Origin of the sequence: Micromonospora sp. NPDC092111, assembly GCF_044755745.1 — a bacterium.
Lineage (GTDB): Bacteria > Actinomycetota > Actinomycetes > Mycobacteriales > Micromonosporaceae > Micromonospora.
This window is the reverse complement of sequence record NZ_JBIVRQ010000001.1, coordinates 879,312-893,800: the sequence shown is the minus strand read 5'-3', so window position 1 is coordinate 893,800 and position 14,489 is coordinate 879,312. Positions and strand designations below refer to the sequence as shown.

16 protein-coding genes are annotated in these 14,489 nt (G+C 73.2%); 5 read left to right on the top strand and 11 right to left on the bottom strand.

The window, feature by feature from the left end:
- Position 1 precedes the first annotated feature (1 nt).
- Together ACIQG9_RS03715 and ACIQG9_RS03710 are read right to left on the bottom strand one after the other, a co-directional pair.
- The gene (locus ACIQG9_RS03715) at positions 2-817 is read right to left on the bottom strand and encodes a hypothetical protein (RefSeq protein ID WP_400398111.1); all 816 of its coding nucleotides are present in this window, start codon (positions 815-817) and stop codon (positions 2-4) included.
- 191 nt (positions 818-1,008) lie between these two features.
- On the bottom strand, positions 1,009-1,692 hold the full coding sequence (locus ACIQG9_RS03710) for a DUF4245 family protein (RefSeq protein ID WP_400398109.1): 684 nt from the start codon (positions 1,690-1,692) through the stop codon (positions 1,009-1,011).
- A 157-nt stretch (positions 1,693-1,849) separates the two neighbouring features.
- On the opposite strand from ACIQG9_RS03710, the gene glpX reads away from it, so the two are divergent.
- Both glpX and ACIQG9_RS03700 read left to right on the top strand, forming a co-directional pair.
- Positions 1,850-2,881 carry a class II fructose-bisphosphatase gene (gene glpX, locus ACIQG9_RS03705; RefSeq protein WP_400398107.1) on the top strand — a complete coding sequence of 344 codons (1,032 nt, stop codon included), beginning with the start codon at positions 1,850-1,852 and terminating at the stop codon, positions 2,879-2,881.
- Positions 2,878-3,855 (top strand): DMT family transporter, encoded by a 978-nt coding sequence (locus ACIQG9_RS03700; protein ID WP_400398106.1) that lies wholly within the window; start codon positions 2,878-2,880, stop codon positions 3,853-3,855. Before glpX ends, ACIQG9_RS03700 begins: the two co-directional genes overlap by 4 nt.
- Before the next feature lie 30 nt (positions 3,856-3,885).
- On the opposite strand, the gene ACIQG9_RS03695 is transcribed toward ACIQG9_RS03700, so the two are convergent.
- From ACIQG9_RS03695 to ACIQG9_RS03670, 6 genes are all read right to left on the bottom strand, one after another.
- Positions 3,886-4,854 (bottom strand): NAD(P)/FAD-dependent oxidoreductase, encoded by a 969-nt coding sequence (locus ACIQG9_RS03695; RefSeq protein ID WP_400398104.1) that lies wholly within the window; start codon positions 4,852-4,854, stop codon positions 3,886-3,888.
- 116 nt (positions 4,855-4,970) lie between these two features.
- Positions 4,971-5,624 (bottom strand): rhomboid family intramembrane serine protease, encoded by a 654-nt coding sequence (locus tag ACIQG9_RS03690; protein WP_400398103.1) that lies wholly within the window; start codon positions 5,622-5,624, stop codon positions 4,971-4,973.
- 120 nt (positions 5,625-5,744) lie between these two features.
- Positions 5,745-6,434 (bottom strand): lytic transglycosylase domain-containing protein, encoded by a 690-nt coding sequence (locus ACIQG9_RS03685; RefSeq protein ID WP_400398101.1) that lies wholly within the window; start codon positions 6,432-6,434, stop codon positions 5,745-5,747.
- Positions 6,435-6,718: 284 nt separating this feature from the next.
- Entirely contained in the window at positions 6,719-8,134 is a 1,416-nt protein-coding gene (locus tag ACIQG9_RS03680; protein ID WP_400398099.1) for a PhoH family protein, read from the bottom strand.
- 356 nt (positions 8,135-8,490) lie between these two features.
- On the bottom strand, positions 8,491-8,886 hold the full coding sequence (locus tag ACIQG9_RS03675; protein WP_400398097.1) for a hypothetical protein: 396 nt from the start codon (positions 8,884-8,886) through the stop codon (positions 8,491-8,493).
- 31 nt (positions 8,887-8,917) lie between these two features.
- A complete protein-coding gene (locus ACIQG9_RS03670; protein ID WP_400398095.1) occupies positions 8,918-9,262 on the bottom strand; it encodes a hypothetical protein in 345 nt (114 codons plus the stop codon).
- Between the two features lie 265 nt (positions 9,263-9,527).
- Between ACIQG9_RS03670 and ACIQG9_RS03665 the strand changes: the two genes are divergently transcribed.
- From ACIQG9_RS03665 to otsB, 3 genes are all read left to right on the top strand, one after another.
- Positions 9,528-9,968: an XRE family transcriptional regulator gene (locus ACIQG9_RS03665; RefSeq protein WP_400398093.1), complete on the top strand. Its 441-nt coding sequence runs from the start codon at positions 9,528-9,530 to the stop codon at positions 9,966-9,968.
- Positions 9,969-10,129: 161 nt separating this feature from the next.
- A complete protein-coding gene (locus ACIQG9_RS03660) occupies positions 10,130-10,483 on the top strand; it encodes a hypothetical protein (RefSeq protein WP_400398091.1) in 354 nt (117 codons plus the stop codon).
- 90 nt (positions 10,484-10,573) lie between these two features.
- Complete coding sequence (otsB, locus tag ACIQG9_RS03655; protein ID WP_400398089.1) at positions 10,574-11,398, top strand: trehalose-phosphatase; 825 nt, start codon at positions 10,574-10,576, stop codon at positions 11,396-11,398.
- Positions 11,399-11,490: 92 nt separating this feature from the next.
- Here the strand turns inward: otsB and ACIQG9_RS03650 are convergent, their stop codons facing one another.
- The 3 genes from ACIQG9_RS03650 to ACIQG9_RS03640 form a co-directional block, all read right to left on the bottom strand.
- Entirely contained in the window at positions 11,491-12,261 is a 771-nt protein-coding gene (locus ACIQG9_RS03650; protein ID WP_400398087.1) for an isoprenyl transferase, read from the bottom strand.
- A 31-nt stretch (positions 12,262-12,292) separates the two neighbouring features.
- A complete protein-coding gene (locus ACIQG9_RS03645; protein WP_400398085.1) occupies positions 12,293-13,474 on the bottom strand; it encodes a geranylgeranyl reductase family protein in 1,182 nt (393 codons plus the stop codon).
- Between the two features lie 144 nt (positions 13,475-13,618).
- Positions 13,619-14,473: a hypothetical protein gene (locus ACIQG9_RS03640; RefSeq protein WP_400398083.1), complete on the bottom strand. Its 855-nt coding sequence runs from the start codon at positions 14,471-14,473 to the stop codon at positions 13,619-13,621.
- Positions 14,474-14,489: the final 16 nt, after the last annotated feature.

Sequence of the window (14,489 nt, the reverse complement as noted above, 5' to 3'; positions counted from 1 at the left end):
ATCAGTCCTTGAACATCTCGTAGACCTGGTCGGACGCCTCGACGACCTGCGCCGCCGGCGGCTGCTGCACGGCGACGGCGGTGCCGTAGTCGGCGTACACGACCTTCAACTGCTCGGCCTCGGTGTCCTTGCCGGCCGGCATCTCGACGGCGAACTCGGTGAGCCGGCCCTGCGGGTCGAGCTTCGCGGTGAACGGCACCGCGGTGGCCTTGTCGCCCAGACCCTTGATCATGTCTTCGTCGAGCAGGTCCGAGGCGCTGGCCTTGCTGACGTCCAGGGTGCCGGCGTACGTGCCCTCGCCGGTCTTCTTGACGTCGGTGACCGCCTTGGTCAACGCCTCGCTGCCGGCGGGGTCCACGTCGGCGAAGTCGAACTCCAGGTCCTTGGCGCCCTTGATCTTCGTCCGGTCCAGGTGCTGGTACTTGTCCTTCATCGCCTTGAAGCCGGGGATGCTGTCGGCCATCTCGCCGCCGAACTCCATCTTGACCCAGCTATCGGTGTCGATGTAGACGAGGTGCATCTTCATCGACAGGCCCTCCATGGCCCCGCCGGTGTCCATCTTGACCTCGGCGCTCTTGGAGGGCATGTGCACGGTGCCTCCGCCGTTGACCTCCCCGCCGGTGATGGTGAAGGTGAAGTTGCCCTTGCCGATCTCCTTGGTCGAGGCCAGCAGGGCCTCCTTCGGGTCGGCGGGGACAGCCGGGGCGGCGGCCTTGTCGGCGGCGCCGGAGTCGGCGGAGTCCGACTTGCAGGCGGCCAGGCCGGGGACGAAGAGGGCGGCGGCGAGGACGCCGACGCTCCACCGTCGAATGTTCACGTTGTTCTCTTTCCGGAAAAGCTGCCCGGACGCGGGAGGCGTACCGGGGAGTGGGCCGGGGCAGCCTAGCGAAGATCAACCGGCTCGGGGGCCCCCTTTCCGCCGGGGGCGCCGCTCCGCGACCCGGTCCGGGGCGGGCGTCCGACCGCCGTACCCCCGGGTCGGCGTGGCCGCCGGGGCGCCGGCTCGGTTCAGCGCAGCGAGCCGGCCAGCTCGCGCAGCTCGTTGTCCCGGGCGTCCCCCACGACGATCACCGTACGGCCCGGTTCGAGCAGCACCAGGGCCTGCTCGTTGCCCCGGCCGGTGTACCGCTGCCAGTTCGCCCCGCCCAGGTCGGCCGGCCCCTGCGGCTGCCCCTCGGCGGTCAACTCGGCGGGGAGCAGCCGCTCCGGCGGGACGCTGCTCTGCACCAGTTGCGCGCCCCGCCCCTCCGGAGTGAGGTATCCCACCCGCAGGTTCGCGCCGTCGGCCACGGTGCGGAAGCTGGCGCTGACCGTACGCCAGCCGGAACCGAGCCCGGCCGGCTCGCTGACCGGGAAGACGCTCGCCGCGCGGGCCTGCTCGTAGGCGGGGGCCGCGTCGACGGTGGTCGGCTGCTCGCCGCCGAGGAAGCCTCGGTAGAAGGCGAGCAGCAGGGCGATCGGGACCAGCAGCACCAGCAGCGAGAGCGCCATGTCCTTCGGTGACCGCTCGGAGCGGGACCGCCCCGGGCGACCGGAGCCGGTCGCCGGCCGGCCGGCCGGCGGGACGTCCGCCGGCTCGGCGGGTGCGGCTCCGGTCGCCGGGTCGGCGGGCCGGGCCGGGGTCACCGGCGGCTGGCCGTCCGGCGGGGTCGGGTCGGCGGGTACGCGGTCGGCAGGCTGTGCGGGTTCCACCGGCCCATTCTCGCAGCCGGACGAGGGGGAGATCCCGCCCACCATCGCCCCGCCCCGGCGCCGGACCTGTCATCGTGTGAGGATCAGCGACAAAGCCGGCAGTGGCGACCACAGCTTTCTGCCGGTCCACCCCGCAACGTCGCGAGGAGGAGCCGTCATGACGAACACCAGGACGCGGATCCCGCAGGATCTCGACCGCAACCTTGCCCTCGATCTGGTCCGGGTGACCGAGGCCGCCGCCATGGCCGCCGGCCGGTGGGTCGGCCGGGGCGACAAGGAGGGCGGCGACGGGGCAGCCGTCGACGCGATGCGCAAGCTGATCAACTCGATCCCGATGCGCGGGATCGTGGTGATCGGCGAGGGTGAGAAGGACAACGCGCCGATGCTCTTCAACGGCGAGGAGGTCGGCGACGGCACCGGCCCCGAGGTGGACGTCGCGGTGGACCCGGTCGACGGCACCACGCTGATGAGCAAGGGCATGCCCAACGCGCTCGCGGTGCTGGCGGTCTCCGAGCGCGGCGCGATGTTCGACCCGAGCGCGGTCTTCTACATGGAGAAGCTCGCCGTCGGCCCGACGTACGCCGACGTGGTGGACATCAACGCCGGGGCGGCCGAGAACATCCGGCGGATCGCCAAGGTCAAGGGCACCGACGTCTCCGAGGTGACGGTCTGCGTGCTGGACCGCGCCCGCCACGACGACCTGGTCGCCCAGATCCGGCGTACCGGGGCGGGGATCCGGTTCATCTCCGACGGCGACATCGCCGGCTCGATCGCCGCCGCCCGGGGCGAGTCCGACGTCGACGTGCTGATGGGCATCGGCGGCACCCCGGAGGGCATCATCTCCGCCTGCGCGCTCAAGTGCATGGGTGGCGCGATGCAGGCCAAGCTCTGGCCGCGCGACGACGAGGAGCGGGCGAAGGCGCTCGCCGCCGGGCACGACCTGGACCGGGTGCTCGGCACCGACGACCTGGTCACCGGGGACAACTGCTTCTTCGTGGCGACCGGGGTGACGTCGGGCGACCTGCTACGCGGGGTGCGCTACCGGGCCGGTGGGGCGTACACCCAGTCGATCGTGATGCGGTCCAAGAGCGGCACGATCCGGGTGATCGACTCGTACCACCGGCTGGAGAAGCTGGCCCTCTACTCGGCGGTGGACTTCGACGGCAGGCCGCTGGCGGAACAGGAGTGACCGCGACCGGGACGGCGTCCACCCCCACCCTCCCGGCGGCCCGGCGGATCATCGGCGTCGGTCTGGCGACCGCCGCGGGCCTCGGCGTGGCCGTGCAGTCCCGGATCAACGGCGAGTTGGGCGTACGGCTGGCCGACGGGATCGCCGCCGCGGTGGTCTCGTTCGGGCTGGGCCTGCTGGTGCTGCTGGTGCTGGTCCCCGCCCTCCCCGGTGGCCGGCGCGGGCTGGCCGACCTGCGCCGGGCGCTGCGCGACGGCTCGCTGCGGCCCTGGCAGTGCCTGGGCGGGGTGTGCGGGGCGTTCCTGGTCGCCACCCAGGGGCTCACCATCGGCACCCTCGGCGTGGCGGTGTTCACCGTGGCGGTGGTCGCCGGTCAGTCGGCGAGCAGCCTGGCCGTGGACCGGGCCGGGCTCGGCCCGACCGGCCGGCAGCCGGTCACCGCCGCCCGGCTGGCCGGCGCGGTGCTGACCGTGCTGGCCGTACTGCTGGCGGTGGCCGACCGGCTCGGCGACCCGGCTGCCCTGGCGCTGGCCCTGCTGCCGCTGCTGGCCGGGGTCGGCATCGCCTGGCAGCAGGCGGTCAACGGCCGGGTCCGGGCGGCGGCGGGCAGCGCGCTCACCGCCACCCTGGTCAACTTCACCGTCGGCACGGCGGCTCTGCTGGCCACCTTCGCCGTGGACGCGGCCGTCCGGGGCCGCCCGACCGGCGCCCTCCCGACCGAGCCGTGGCTCTACCTGGGCGGCCCGATCGGCATCGTGTTCATCGCGATCGCGGCGGCGATCGTCCGCTTCACCGGGGTGCTGCTGCTGGGGCTCGCCACCATCGCCGGCCAGGTGGTCGGGGCCGTCCTGCTGGACCTGGTGCTGCCGACCGAGGCGTCGCACCCGGGGGTGGCCACCCTGGCCGGCGCGGCGCTCACGCTGGTCGCGGTGCTGGTCGCGGCCCTCGGTCCGGCACCCCGGCGCGGGCGCTGACCCGGCGTTCCGCCCGGTCGGGGTCGGGGGTCAGCCGGCGTCGGAGGAGTGGCCGGGGAAGAGGTGGGCCGTCGGGTCGATGGCGACCGCGGCGTTGTTGACCGCGGTGGCCGCCTCGCCGAAGCCGGTGGCGATCAGCCGTACCTTGCCCGGGTACTCGGTGATGTCGCCGGCGGCGAAGACCCGGGGCAGGTTGGTCGCCATCGCGCTGTCGACCACGATGTGCCGGCGGTCCAGCCGCAGCCCCCACTCGGCGAGCGGGCCCAGGTCGGCGGTGAAACCGAGGGCGGCGACCACCGTGTCGACCGGCAGCGTCTCGGCCGCCCCACCGCGTACGGTGATCTCGGCGGCGGTCACCGTGTCGTCCCCGTGCAGCCGGGTCACCTCGGCGTTGACCACGACCCGCACCGGCAGCGACAGCACCCGGGCCACCGTCCCGGCGTGGGCCCGGAACTTCTCCCGGCGGTGCACCAGGGTCACCGAACGGGCCAGCGGGTGCAGGGTCGCCGCCCAGTCGAACGCGGAGTCGCCGCCGCCCACGATCAGCACGTCCCGGCCGGCCAGCCCGGCCGGCTCCGGCACGAAGTAGACGATCCCGGACCCGACGAAGCTCTCCGCCACCGGCAGCGGGCGGGGGGTGAAGCTGCCCAACCCGCCGGTGACCACCACCGCGCCGCAGCGCAACTGCTCGCCACCGGCCAGACCCAGCACCGGGCGGCCGTCGGGGTGGGCGAGCTTCTCGGCGCGGGTACCGAGCAGATACTCCGGGTGGTACGGCGCGGCCTGGGCGACCAGGTTGGCCACCAGGTCCCGGCCCTTGACCGCCGGGAAGCCGGCGACGTCGAGGATCAGCTTCTCCGGGTACATGGCGGTGATCTGCCCACCCGGCTCGGGCAGCGCGTCGACCACCGCCACCGACAGCCCCCGGAAACCGGCGTAGTACGCGGCGAAGAGGCCGACCGGGCCGGCTCCGATCACGGCGACATCGACCTCGCGCATGGGCGTACCGTCGCTTTCCGCTGGCGGATCAACGCGTGCTGATGCCGACGGTAGGCCCGCCGAGGGGCCCGGGCAAGCATGTCCCGCTCCGGCACGTGTCGGCGGGTCGCCGCCGCTCAGGGCATGGTCAGCGTCGACTCCGACCGGTACCGCCCGTACGGGTCGGCCGGACGGCGCCGGAACAGGATCGCGGCGACCACCCCGCCGAGCAGCCCGAACAGGTGCCCCTGCCAGGAGATCCGCTCGTCGGTGGGGAGGATGCCGAGCAGTTGCCAGCCGTAGAGCAGGCCCACCAGCAGCACCACCGCCAGGTTCCACCAGCTCCGTTCGACGATGCCCCGGGTGAGCAGCATGCCGAGGTAGCCGAAGATGACTCCGCTCGCCCCGACCACCACCGAGTTGGGTGCGCCGGTGAACCAGACGCCGAGCCCGCTGACCAGGATGATGACCAGGGTGGACCAGAGGAACCGGCGGACCCCCGCGGCCAGCACGAAGGTGCCGAGCAGGATCAGCGGGATGCTGTTGCTGTAGAGGTGGTCGAAGCCGTGGTGCAGGAACGGCGAGAAGAAGACCCCGTCCAGGCCCTGCACGCGGTGCGGGATGATCCCGGCCGCCAGGTCGAGGCCGAGGTCGAGGCCCTGGTCGAGGACCTCGATGAGGAAGAGGAACGGCACCACCGCGCACATGGCGACGAAGGCCCGGCCGAGCGACGCGTAGAACGCCTCGGTGCCGAACCGGGTGGGGTCGCCGCCCGTCGGGTGCAGGGTCACCCCACCATGGCTATCAGCATTCGCCGGGAACCGCCACCCTGAAGGGCGTCCGACCCGGGTACGACGAGGGCGGGGCGGATGGTCGCCCACCCGCCCCGCCGTCGTCTTCGGTCGTGACGATCAGTACCAGCCGCTGCTCTGGCTCTTCGCCCAGGCACCGCACGGGTTGTCGTACCGGCCCTCGATGTAGCCGAGGCCCCACTTGATCTGGGTCGCCGGGTTGGTCCGCCAGTCGTCGGCGACCGAGCCCATCTTGCTGCCCGGCACCGCCTGCGGGATCCCGTACGCCCCGGACGAGGAGTTGCTGGCCTTGGCGTTCCAGCCGCTCTCCTTGGTCCAGAGCTTGTCCAGGCAGGGCATCTGGTCGATCTTGAAGCCCTCCTGGAGCAGCAGCGCACAGCCGATCTTCCGGTTGCCGCCGTACTCGTTGCAGGAGGCCGGGATCGGGCCGGCGAACGGCTTGCTCGCCGCCGCCTCGGCCTCCTTCTCCGCCTCGCGGGCCTTCTTCCGCGACGCCGCCGCGGCCTCGGCCTCCTTAGCCCGCTCGGCGGCCTCCTTGGCCGCCGCGGCGGCCCGCAGCTTCGCCTGGTACTCCGCGGCGCGCTGCTTGGCGGACGCCCGCCGGTGATCGGCCTGCAACTCGCGCTGGTAGTCGTACTCGGCCTGGTCGACCTGGAGGCCGACCTGCGCGGTCAGGCCCTGTTGCTGGGTTTCCCGGTCTTCGCCCAGGTAGAAACCGCCGGCAACGCCCACGGAGAGCAGTGCGACAGCGGCCGTACGGGCGCCGAACCGGCTCCACAGCCGACTCACGAAGTGTCCCTTCGTCGGGGGCAAGGACGCGGCACGGGCCGGCCTCACCGGGCGCGGTCGTGCCACGAGCGCCCCGACCATGAGCCGGTCGCCACCGACGCACCGGCCGCGCGGATGCCCGTCCGGGGGTGGGACGAACGATCACCAACGATCTCGCCGGGGCGTGGGCGCTCGTTGGACACCATTGCGCACGGTGAGGCGCATGGGAAACCAACAGACCCTTTTGTGATCTGCGCCACAAAATGAATGCGGACGCAGAGGGGTGAAACGACCCCCAGAAGAGATCAGATCGGAATGTCCTCCAACAGATCCGTCACCATCGCCGCGATCGGGGACCGCTCGGAACGGTTCAGCGTGACGTGTGCGAAGAGCGGATGACCCTTCAGCGCCTCGATCACCGCCGTCACGCCGTCGTGCCGGCCCACCCGGAGGTTGTCCCGCTGCGCGACGTCGTGGGTGAGCACCACCCGCGAGCCCTGCCCGATCCGGGACAGCACGGTGAGCAGCACGCCCCGCTCCAGGGACTGCGCCTCGTCGACGATGACGAAGGCGTCGTGCAGGCTGCGGCCCCGGATGTGGGTCAGCGGGAGTACCTCCAGGATCCCCCGCGAGGTGACCTCCTCCAGCACGTTCTCGTGCACCACCGAGCCGAGCGTGTCGAAGACGGCCTGCGCCCAGGGCGACATCTTCTCCGACTCCGAGCCGGGCAGGTAGCCCAACTCCTGGCCGCCGACGGCGTACAGCGGGCGGAAGACGACCACCTTCTTGTGCCGGCGGCGCTCCATCACCGCCTCCAGCCCCGCGCAGAGCGCCAGGGCGGACTTCCCGGTGCCGGCCCGGCCACCCAGCGACACGATCCCGATCGACTCGTCCAGCAGCAGGTCCAGCGCGACCCGCTGCTCGGCCGACCGGCCGTGCACGCCGAACGCCTCCCGGTCGCCCCGGACCAGCCGGACCGTCTTGTCGGGCAGCACCCGGCCCAGGGCCGAGCCGCTCGCCGAGTGCAGCACCAGGCCGGTGTGGCAGGGCAGCCCGGCGGCGGCGTCCAGGTCGAGGGTGTCCCCGGCGTAGAGCCGACCGATCTCCTCCGCGCCGAGCTCCAGCTCGGCCATCCCGGTCCAGGTCGGGTCGCTGGCCTGCCCGTGCCGGTACTCGTCGGCACGCAGGCCGACGGAGGCGGCCTTGACCCGCAGCGGCATGTCCTTGCTGACCAGGGTCACCGCCCGCCCCTCGGCGGCGAGGTTCAACGCCACGGAGAGGATCCGGGCGTCGTTGGACTCGTTGCGGAAGCCCGGTGGGAGGACGCCGTCGTCCGAGTGGTTCAACTCCACCGTGAGCGTGCCACCGACCTCGTTGGCCGGCACCGGCTGGTCCAGCCGTCCGTGCCGGACCCGGAGCTCGTCCAGCATGCGCAGGGACTGGCGGGCGAACCAGCCCAACTCCGGGTGGTGTCGCTTGCCCTCCAACTCCGAGATGACCACCAGCGGCAGGACCACCTCGTGCTCGGCGAAGCGGTGAAAGGCCGCCGGGTCGGAGAGCAGCACCGACGTGTCCAGGACGAACACCTGGCCGGCTGGTCGGGGCTCCTCGGGTCCGGACCCGGCGACGGCCGTCGTACGGCGGCTCCGGGTGGCTCGGCGGTTCGTGGCAGTCGCGTCCGGGGTCTGGTCGACACCGGCGGGCGTACGGCGAGTCGTCACAGGCCTGCTCCGACGGACGGGCATCCGCCATCCGCGTTCCGCCTCCTCCGGTGCCCGGGGACACGGGGTCGGATGCGGAACCCCGTGCGCGAGGTCGCAGATCCGGGCGGGCCGGCTGGCCCGGGAGAACCCCGTGCCATGCCTAGACGCTAGCCGCGCCGGGGCCCCTCGGCTAGGGGGCAGACGGCGATCTCCCCCGGGCGGGGCAGCCGGCGGTCGGTGCGGCGGACCGGCCGGGATGCATGCCCCCTGCGCGCATCCCGGCCGGTGGGACCCGCGTCACCGGTCTGACGCGATCCCGCCGGTGCGCGTCCGCCGCGGACGACGCACCGGGTCGGTGCCGGCTCCGGGCTGGTTCAACCCGGCCGCCGGACGAGGGTGCCGGTCGGATGCCGACCGGCTTCCGGGGCGTCCGGGGCGGTGAACGAGGAGCCGGTGTAGGTGGTGCCCTGGCGGACCGCCGGGGGGTGCGGCGGCCCGGTGCCGGACGGCCCGGTCACCGGCGACGTCGGGGCGACCACCACCCCGGCGCCGGGCGGGGTGCCGCCGACCGGCACGGCGAGTGCCGAGGCGAGCACCGCCTGGGCGTCGCGGCGGCGCCGGTTCCAGGCGCCCCGGTCGCCGTCGAAGTAGCCCTGCCGGTACCCGAATCGGTAACCGATCCGGTAGCTGAGCTGGCCGTGCAGCCGGCCCGCCGCGTAGCTGGTCGCGCCGAGGACGAGGACGAGGACGACCAGGAGGAAGGGACTCATCCGGCGGCTCCGGCGCGCCGCCCCGGCCGGGTCACCGCTCCTCCGGCTCGGCCGGGCTCGGGTCGGCCACGAGCAGCCGTTCCAGGTCGTCGGTGCTGACCTCTTCGACCAGTTCGACGCTGATCCGGCAGCCGTCCAGCACCACCTCGGCCATCGAGGACCGCCGGATCTCGCCGCCGGCGTCGTAGACCCGGACGCTCATCTCCGGGCAGCCGAGATGGGTACGCCAGGCGTTCCACTCGTCCCGGTCGCCGACGCTCAGTGACAGGTAGCGGCAACCCCGGGCGAGGTAGAGCCGCCAGGGCGCGCTCAGTCCCGCGGCAACCCCCTCCGCGATCAGGCCGAATGCCTGGGCGCGGGTCGCGAGTTCGGTCACCACACCCCCCTCGCGCCGGGGACGTGACGCATGTGAGCACTGATCGTCTCATGCACGTGACACACCGTAGATTGTCCCATGAACGTGACAGTATCAGCTTTTCGTCCGGTTACCCGCGTACCCAAGTCGGACTATTATGCCCAGGTGAAACCCCTCATCCGGCCCCCGGGAGCCCGCCACCGGCGGCACGGTGAGATTGTCTCGCATACGTGACAAACGCGCGCCCGGGCAGCCCGCACGGGCGCTGCGGTCGTACCGTCACGGGGTGACCGAGACCGCCCCCGCACGGAAGATCGCATTTGCCACCTTCGTTCGCCGGGCGCTCGACGACGCCCGGGCGATGCGGGCCTGGACCGGCAGCGAGGTCTCCCGCCGCACCGGCGTCTCCCGCCAGACGATCAACCGGTGGATCCGGGGCGACTGGGCCAGCGACCCGGAGGTCGAACGGGTGGCGGCCTTCTGCGAGGGGCTGGGGCTCAACCCCTCCACCGCCTTCGCCGCGCTCGGCTGGGACCGTACGGCGACCCCCCGGGGCGGCGCGAGCACGCCGCCGATGGACCCCGACGTGGAGGCGCTGCTGCGCCGACTGGTCGACCCGGCCGTCTCGGACGCGGAGAAGTTCCACATCCGGGAAACCATTCGATACCTCGCATATCGCCCCACTCTCCCGGTCGATGTCCGAAATGGTGAAGAACAGGCCGGGTAGTTCCTCAGATGGCGAAAGAACGGCCGACGGGACCGGATCGTTTCGCTCCGGGGCCGGAACGGGCAGGCTAGCGTCCGTATTCGTACTGCTTGGGCTCGTCGTCGGCGGGGGGACGGGACAAGGCCGAACTCAGCCCTGCGGGACAGAAGGAGGGTCTGTCCATGACCCTGAAATGGTGGGCAGTCGTGGTCGCGGCGGTGTCCCTGACAGCGTGCGTGACCGCCAACCTGGTGATCGGCGTGGCCGACGGCGAACAGATTCCCCTGGTCGTCAACGTCTTCGCGCTCACCGCCACCGGCACCGCCGTCGTCCTGGCGGTGGTCGCCGAACTGCACGACCGGCTCAACGACCGGGTCAGCGCGCTCACCGACTTCCTGGTGGCGCGGCTCAACGAGATCGAGGCGAACACCGGCGACCGGAACACCGGATTCGTCGAGGGTTACCTGCTCAGCCACGGCCAGGAGGCAGCCGTGGTGCCGTTCGGACGGCGCGGGAGGGGAGCCGCCGAACGCTGAGCACGCCGCGTGGACGGCGTACCCCGGTGGTGTCAAGGTGTCATCCCGCAGCCACGAATAGGCCGCCAACCCCGGGGTACGCTTTCGCGCGTGCCGCCGTTGAATCTGGGCAACCAGCAGCCGAAGACCCCGTTGGACGCGGAGCACGCCTGGCGTGCCACCGCCGAGCGGGCCGCCGACACCGTGCTCTTCTTCGACTTCGACGGCACCCTCGCGCCGGTCGACGACGATCCCACCGCGGTGCGTCCCGCGCCGAAGGTGCTCACCGCGCTGGAGGCCCTCGCCCCGGTCGTGCAGCGGGTGGCGATCGTCTCCGCCCGGCCGGTCGACTTCCTCCGCGACCACCTCGGTGGGCTCGCCGGGGTCGATCTCTACGGCCTGTACGGGCTGGAGCACAGCCACTCCGGCGGCGAGACGGTGACCGAGCCCGCCGCCCTGCCCTGGGTGCCCACCATGGCCGAGCTGGCCGACCTGGCCCGGGCCGAACTGCCCGCCGGGACGCTGGTGGAGTTCAAGCGGCTGAGCGTCGCGCTGCACTGGCGTACCGCCCCGCAGCTCGGCGGCACGGTCGAGCGGTGGGGCCGGGCCCAGGCCGAGCGGCTGGGGCTCAAGGTGCAGGCCGGCCGGATGGTGCTGGAGCTCAAGCCGCCGGTCGACCGGGACAAGGGCCTGGTCATCGGCGAGGTGGTCCGGCACGTCGGCGGGGCCTGGTACTTCGGTGACGACGTCTCCGACATCAAGGCTTTCGCGGCGCTGCGCGCCCGGGCCGCCGACGACCCCGGATTCCTCGGCGTCTGTGTGGCGGTCGCCAACCCGGAGACCGGTCACGAGGTCGCCGAGGCCGCCGACCTCACCATCGACTCCCCCGCCGCCCTCGGCGACTTCCTCACCCGAGCCGTCCACCACCTGACCTGACCCGGCCGCACGCCGACCCTGCGGCTCCGCGCCCCGGCCGCAGGGTGCGAAGCAGACCCGGCAGGGGCCAGCGGTGCAGGGGCCAGTCGGGTTCAGGCGCCGTAGCGGCGTTGCCGGGTGGCGTACGAGCGGAGGGCGCGGAGGAAGTCGACGCGGCGGAAGTCGGGCCAGTTGAGTTCGCAGAAGTAGAACTCCGAGTGGGCCGACTGCCAGAGCATGAAGCCGGAGAGTCGCTGCTCACCGCTGGTCCGGATGATCAGATCCGGGTCGGGCAGGCCCTTGGTGTACAGGTGCTCGGAGATGTGGTCGACGTCCAGCGAGCCGGCCAACTCCTCGATGGTGCCGCCCTTGGCCGCGTGCTCCTGCAACAGGGACCGCACCGCGTCGGCGATCTCGCGCCGCCCGCCGTACCCGACCGCGATGTTGACCTGCGCGCCGCCGGTGCGCTCCCGGGTGCGCTCCTCGGCGGCCTTGAGCGCCTGGGCGTGCTGGGCCGGCAGCACGTCGAGCGCGCCGACCATCCGCAGCCGCCAGGGGTTGCCCTCCTCGGCCAGCTCGGTGCTCAGGTCCTCGATGATCTGGAGCAGCGGATCCAACTCCTCGGCGGGCCGGGAGAGATTGTCGGTGGAGAGCAGCCAGAGCGTGACGTGGCCCACACCGGCGGCGTCGCACCAGCGCAGCAGCTCCTTGATCCGCTCGGCGCCCATCCGGTGCCCGTCGTTCGGGTCGACGAAGCCCATCTCCCGCGCCCACCTGCGGTTGCCGTCGCACATCACGCCGACGTGCCGGGGCACCGGCCGACCCGCGAGCCTGGCCGTCAGCCGGCGCTCGTAGACGGAGTAGAGGAGTTTCCGCAGAGTCATCACCTTGCAGGGTAGCGACCCGCGCCGGAGATCAGTGCCTCGGTGCGGCATCCGGGGTCGAGAGACCGATGCCGATCATCGCCAGGGTCCGGGCGTCCAACCGGCCGTCGCCGAGCCCCAGCTCCACCACGGTCCGGTAGACCCGGTCGTCCCGGCCGGCGACCCGGACCACCGCGTCGACCATCCGCCGGTACCGGCCCAGCCAGGCGGCGGTCGAGCTGTGCCGCAGGTGGGTGCCGAGCCGGTGCCGCAGCGCGGCGGCGTACCGGGCGGCGGCCCGGTCCGGCGTCGTCGCGGCGGCCGTACCGGCCAGCGCCCCGGAGAGCAGCGCGTAGAAGATCCCCTCCCCGGTGAACGGATTGATCAGGGAGAGCGCGTCGCCGGCCAGCACCGTCCGCCCCCGGCCGGGTGCCGGCCGCCGGGTCGACAGCGGCAGGTGGTGGGCACGCAGCCCGGTCACCGCCGCCGGATCGGTCCCCGGCAGCAGCGCGGCGAGCCGGTCGAGCAGGTGCACCCGGGTGAGCGGCTCGCCGCGCAGCACCTCCCCGTACCCGACGTTCGCCCGGCCGTCACCGATCGGGAAGGACCAGGCGTACGCGGGCCAGCGCGCCGCCGAGGTGACGATGAGCTGCTCGGGCGGGCCGGGCCGGGCCGGGGCGTAGCCACGGATGGCGAGCGCCAGGTGGCGGTCCGGGTTCGGCGGGTGGCCGAGCAGGCGGCGTACCACCGATCCGGCACCGTCCGCGCCGACGACCGCACGGGCGGACAACTCGCCGTCCAGCACCACCCGGTCGGCGCGGACCTCGATCCGGCGGACCGCGTGCCGGCGCAGCTCCGCCCCGGCCCCGACCGCCGCCGCGACCAGCCGGGCGTCGAACACCTGGCGGGGCACCGTGTACGCGGGCCGGGGCAGCGCCCGGGCCACCGCCCCTCCGCCCGGGCCGACCAGGCGCAGCGCGGGCAGCGGCGGATAGCCGGCGACGGCGTCGGTGACGCCCAACCCGGCGAGGACGTCGAGCGCGTGCGCGGCGATGCCGTCCCCGCACGCCTTGTCCCGGGGGAAGTCGGCCCGGTCCAGCAGCAGCACCCCGGCCCCGGCCCGCCGGGCGGCCAGCGCGGCGGCCGACCCGGCCGGACCCGCGCCCACCACGATCACGTCGAACTCCTCCGCCACCAGCACTCCCCGATCCGCCGCCACCCCCACCCACCCCATCCTCCCGCACCCCACCCTCTCCCCACCCCCGCCGCGCTCCGCGCTCCCCACCCCGCCGCGCTCCGCGCTCCCCGCTGGTGATCAAGAGGTTTGCGTCCAGCACACCCCTCCAGGTGACCGAAACCTCTTGATCACCGCCGTTAGTCAGGGGGTGGGGGTGGGGGGTGGGGTGCGGTGGAGGCCGTATAGGGCAAGGGTGGCGGCGGCGAGCAGTGGGCCGCCGTCGCGGACCAGCCCGTCCACGCCGAGCAGCCACCAGCAGAGCGGCAGGTTGACGGCGAGCACGCCGAGGGTGATCGCCACCAGCAGCCGGCGGGCCCAGGACCGGCCGCGCAGCAGGAAGGCGGTGCAGAAGAGCGCGAGGTAGCTGACCGCGATGCCGGCGAGGAACCAGAGCAGCACCGCCGGTACGGCGGCCAGCCGCCCGTCGAGCACGGCGCCCCCGGCGACCAGCGCGGGCACCAGCGTCAGTGGGCTGTACGTGAAGGCGGCGACCCGGCTGGTGAGCAGCCAGCCGGTGACCAGGGGCCGCCTGGGGGCGACCTCCCGCCAGGAGATCGTGCCGCCCTCGACCACCAGCCCCTTCCGGTGCCGGACCAGGTGCCCGGCGACCGCGTCGGAGCGGTAGAGCAGCACCACGATCCCGACGCAGAGCGCGGTGAGCACGGCGAAGCCGAGCAGTCCGGGCAGGGGCGGGACGCCCTGTCGGGGCACCACCAGCCGACCCACCGCGAAGACGGTGGTCACGGCGAGGATCAGCCCGAACGGCTTCGCCCCGGTCCGACCCCGGTTGACCTGCCCGATCAGCACCAGGAAGCCGAGCGAGCGCAGCATCGCCCAGCCGGTGCGTACCGCCAGCCCGAACTCCTGCTCCGGGGCGTACCACCAGTTGAGCAGCTCGACCGCGACGGTGGCCGCCGCGGTCAGCGCGAGCAGCGTGGTGAGTGCCCGGACGGCGGACGGCCGCCGGACCTCGGGGGTCACGGCGGCCGGCCTCATGGGATCCGTTGTTGCC

Excerpts from the sequence above, each read along its gene's own strand:
- glpX (WP_400398107.1), top strand. The coding sequence starts at position 1,850 with ATGACGAACACCAGGACGCGGATCCCGCAGGATCTCGACCGCAACCTT.
- ACIQG9_RS03695 (WP_400398104.1), bottom strand. The coding sequence starts at position 4,854 with ATGCGCGAGGTCGATGTCGCCGTGATCGGAGCCGGCCCGGTCGGCCTC.
- ACIQG9_RS03675 (WP_400398097.1), bottom strand. The coding sequence starts at position 8,886 with ATGAGTCCCTTCCTCCTGGTCGTCCTCGTCCTCGTCCTCGGCGCGACC.
- ACIQG9_RS03660 (WP_400398091.1), top strand. The coding sequence starts at position 10,130 with ATGACCCTGAAATGGTGGGCAGTCGTGGTCGCGGCGGTGTCCCTGACA.
- ACIQG9_RS03650 (WP_400398087.1), bottom strand. The coding sequence starts at position 12,261 with ATGACTCTGCGGAAACTCCTCTACTCCGTCTACGAGCGCCGGCTGACG.
- ACIQG9_RS03645 (WP_400398085.1), bottom strand. The coding sequence starts at position 13,474 with ATGGGGTGGGTGGGGGTGGCGGCGGATCGGGGAGTGCTGGTGGCGGAG.
- ACIQG9_RS03640 (WP_400398083.1), bottom strand. The coding sequence starts at position 14,473 with ATGAGGCCGGCCGCCGTGACCCCCGAGGTCCGGCGGCCGTCCGCCGTC.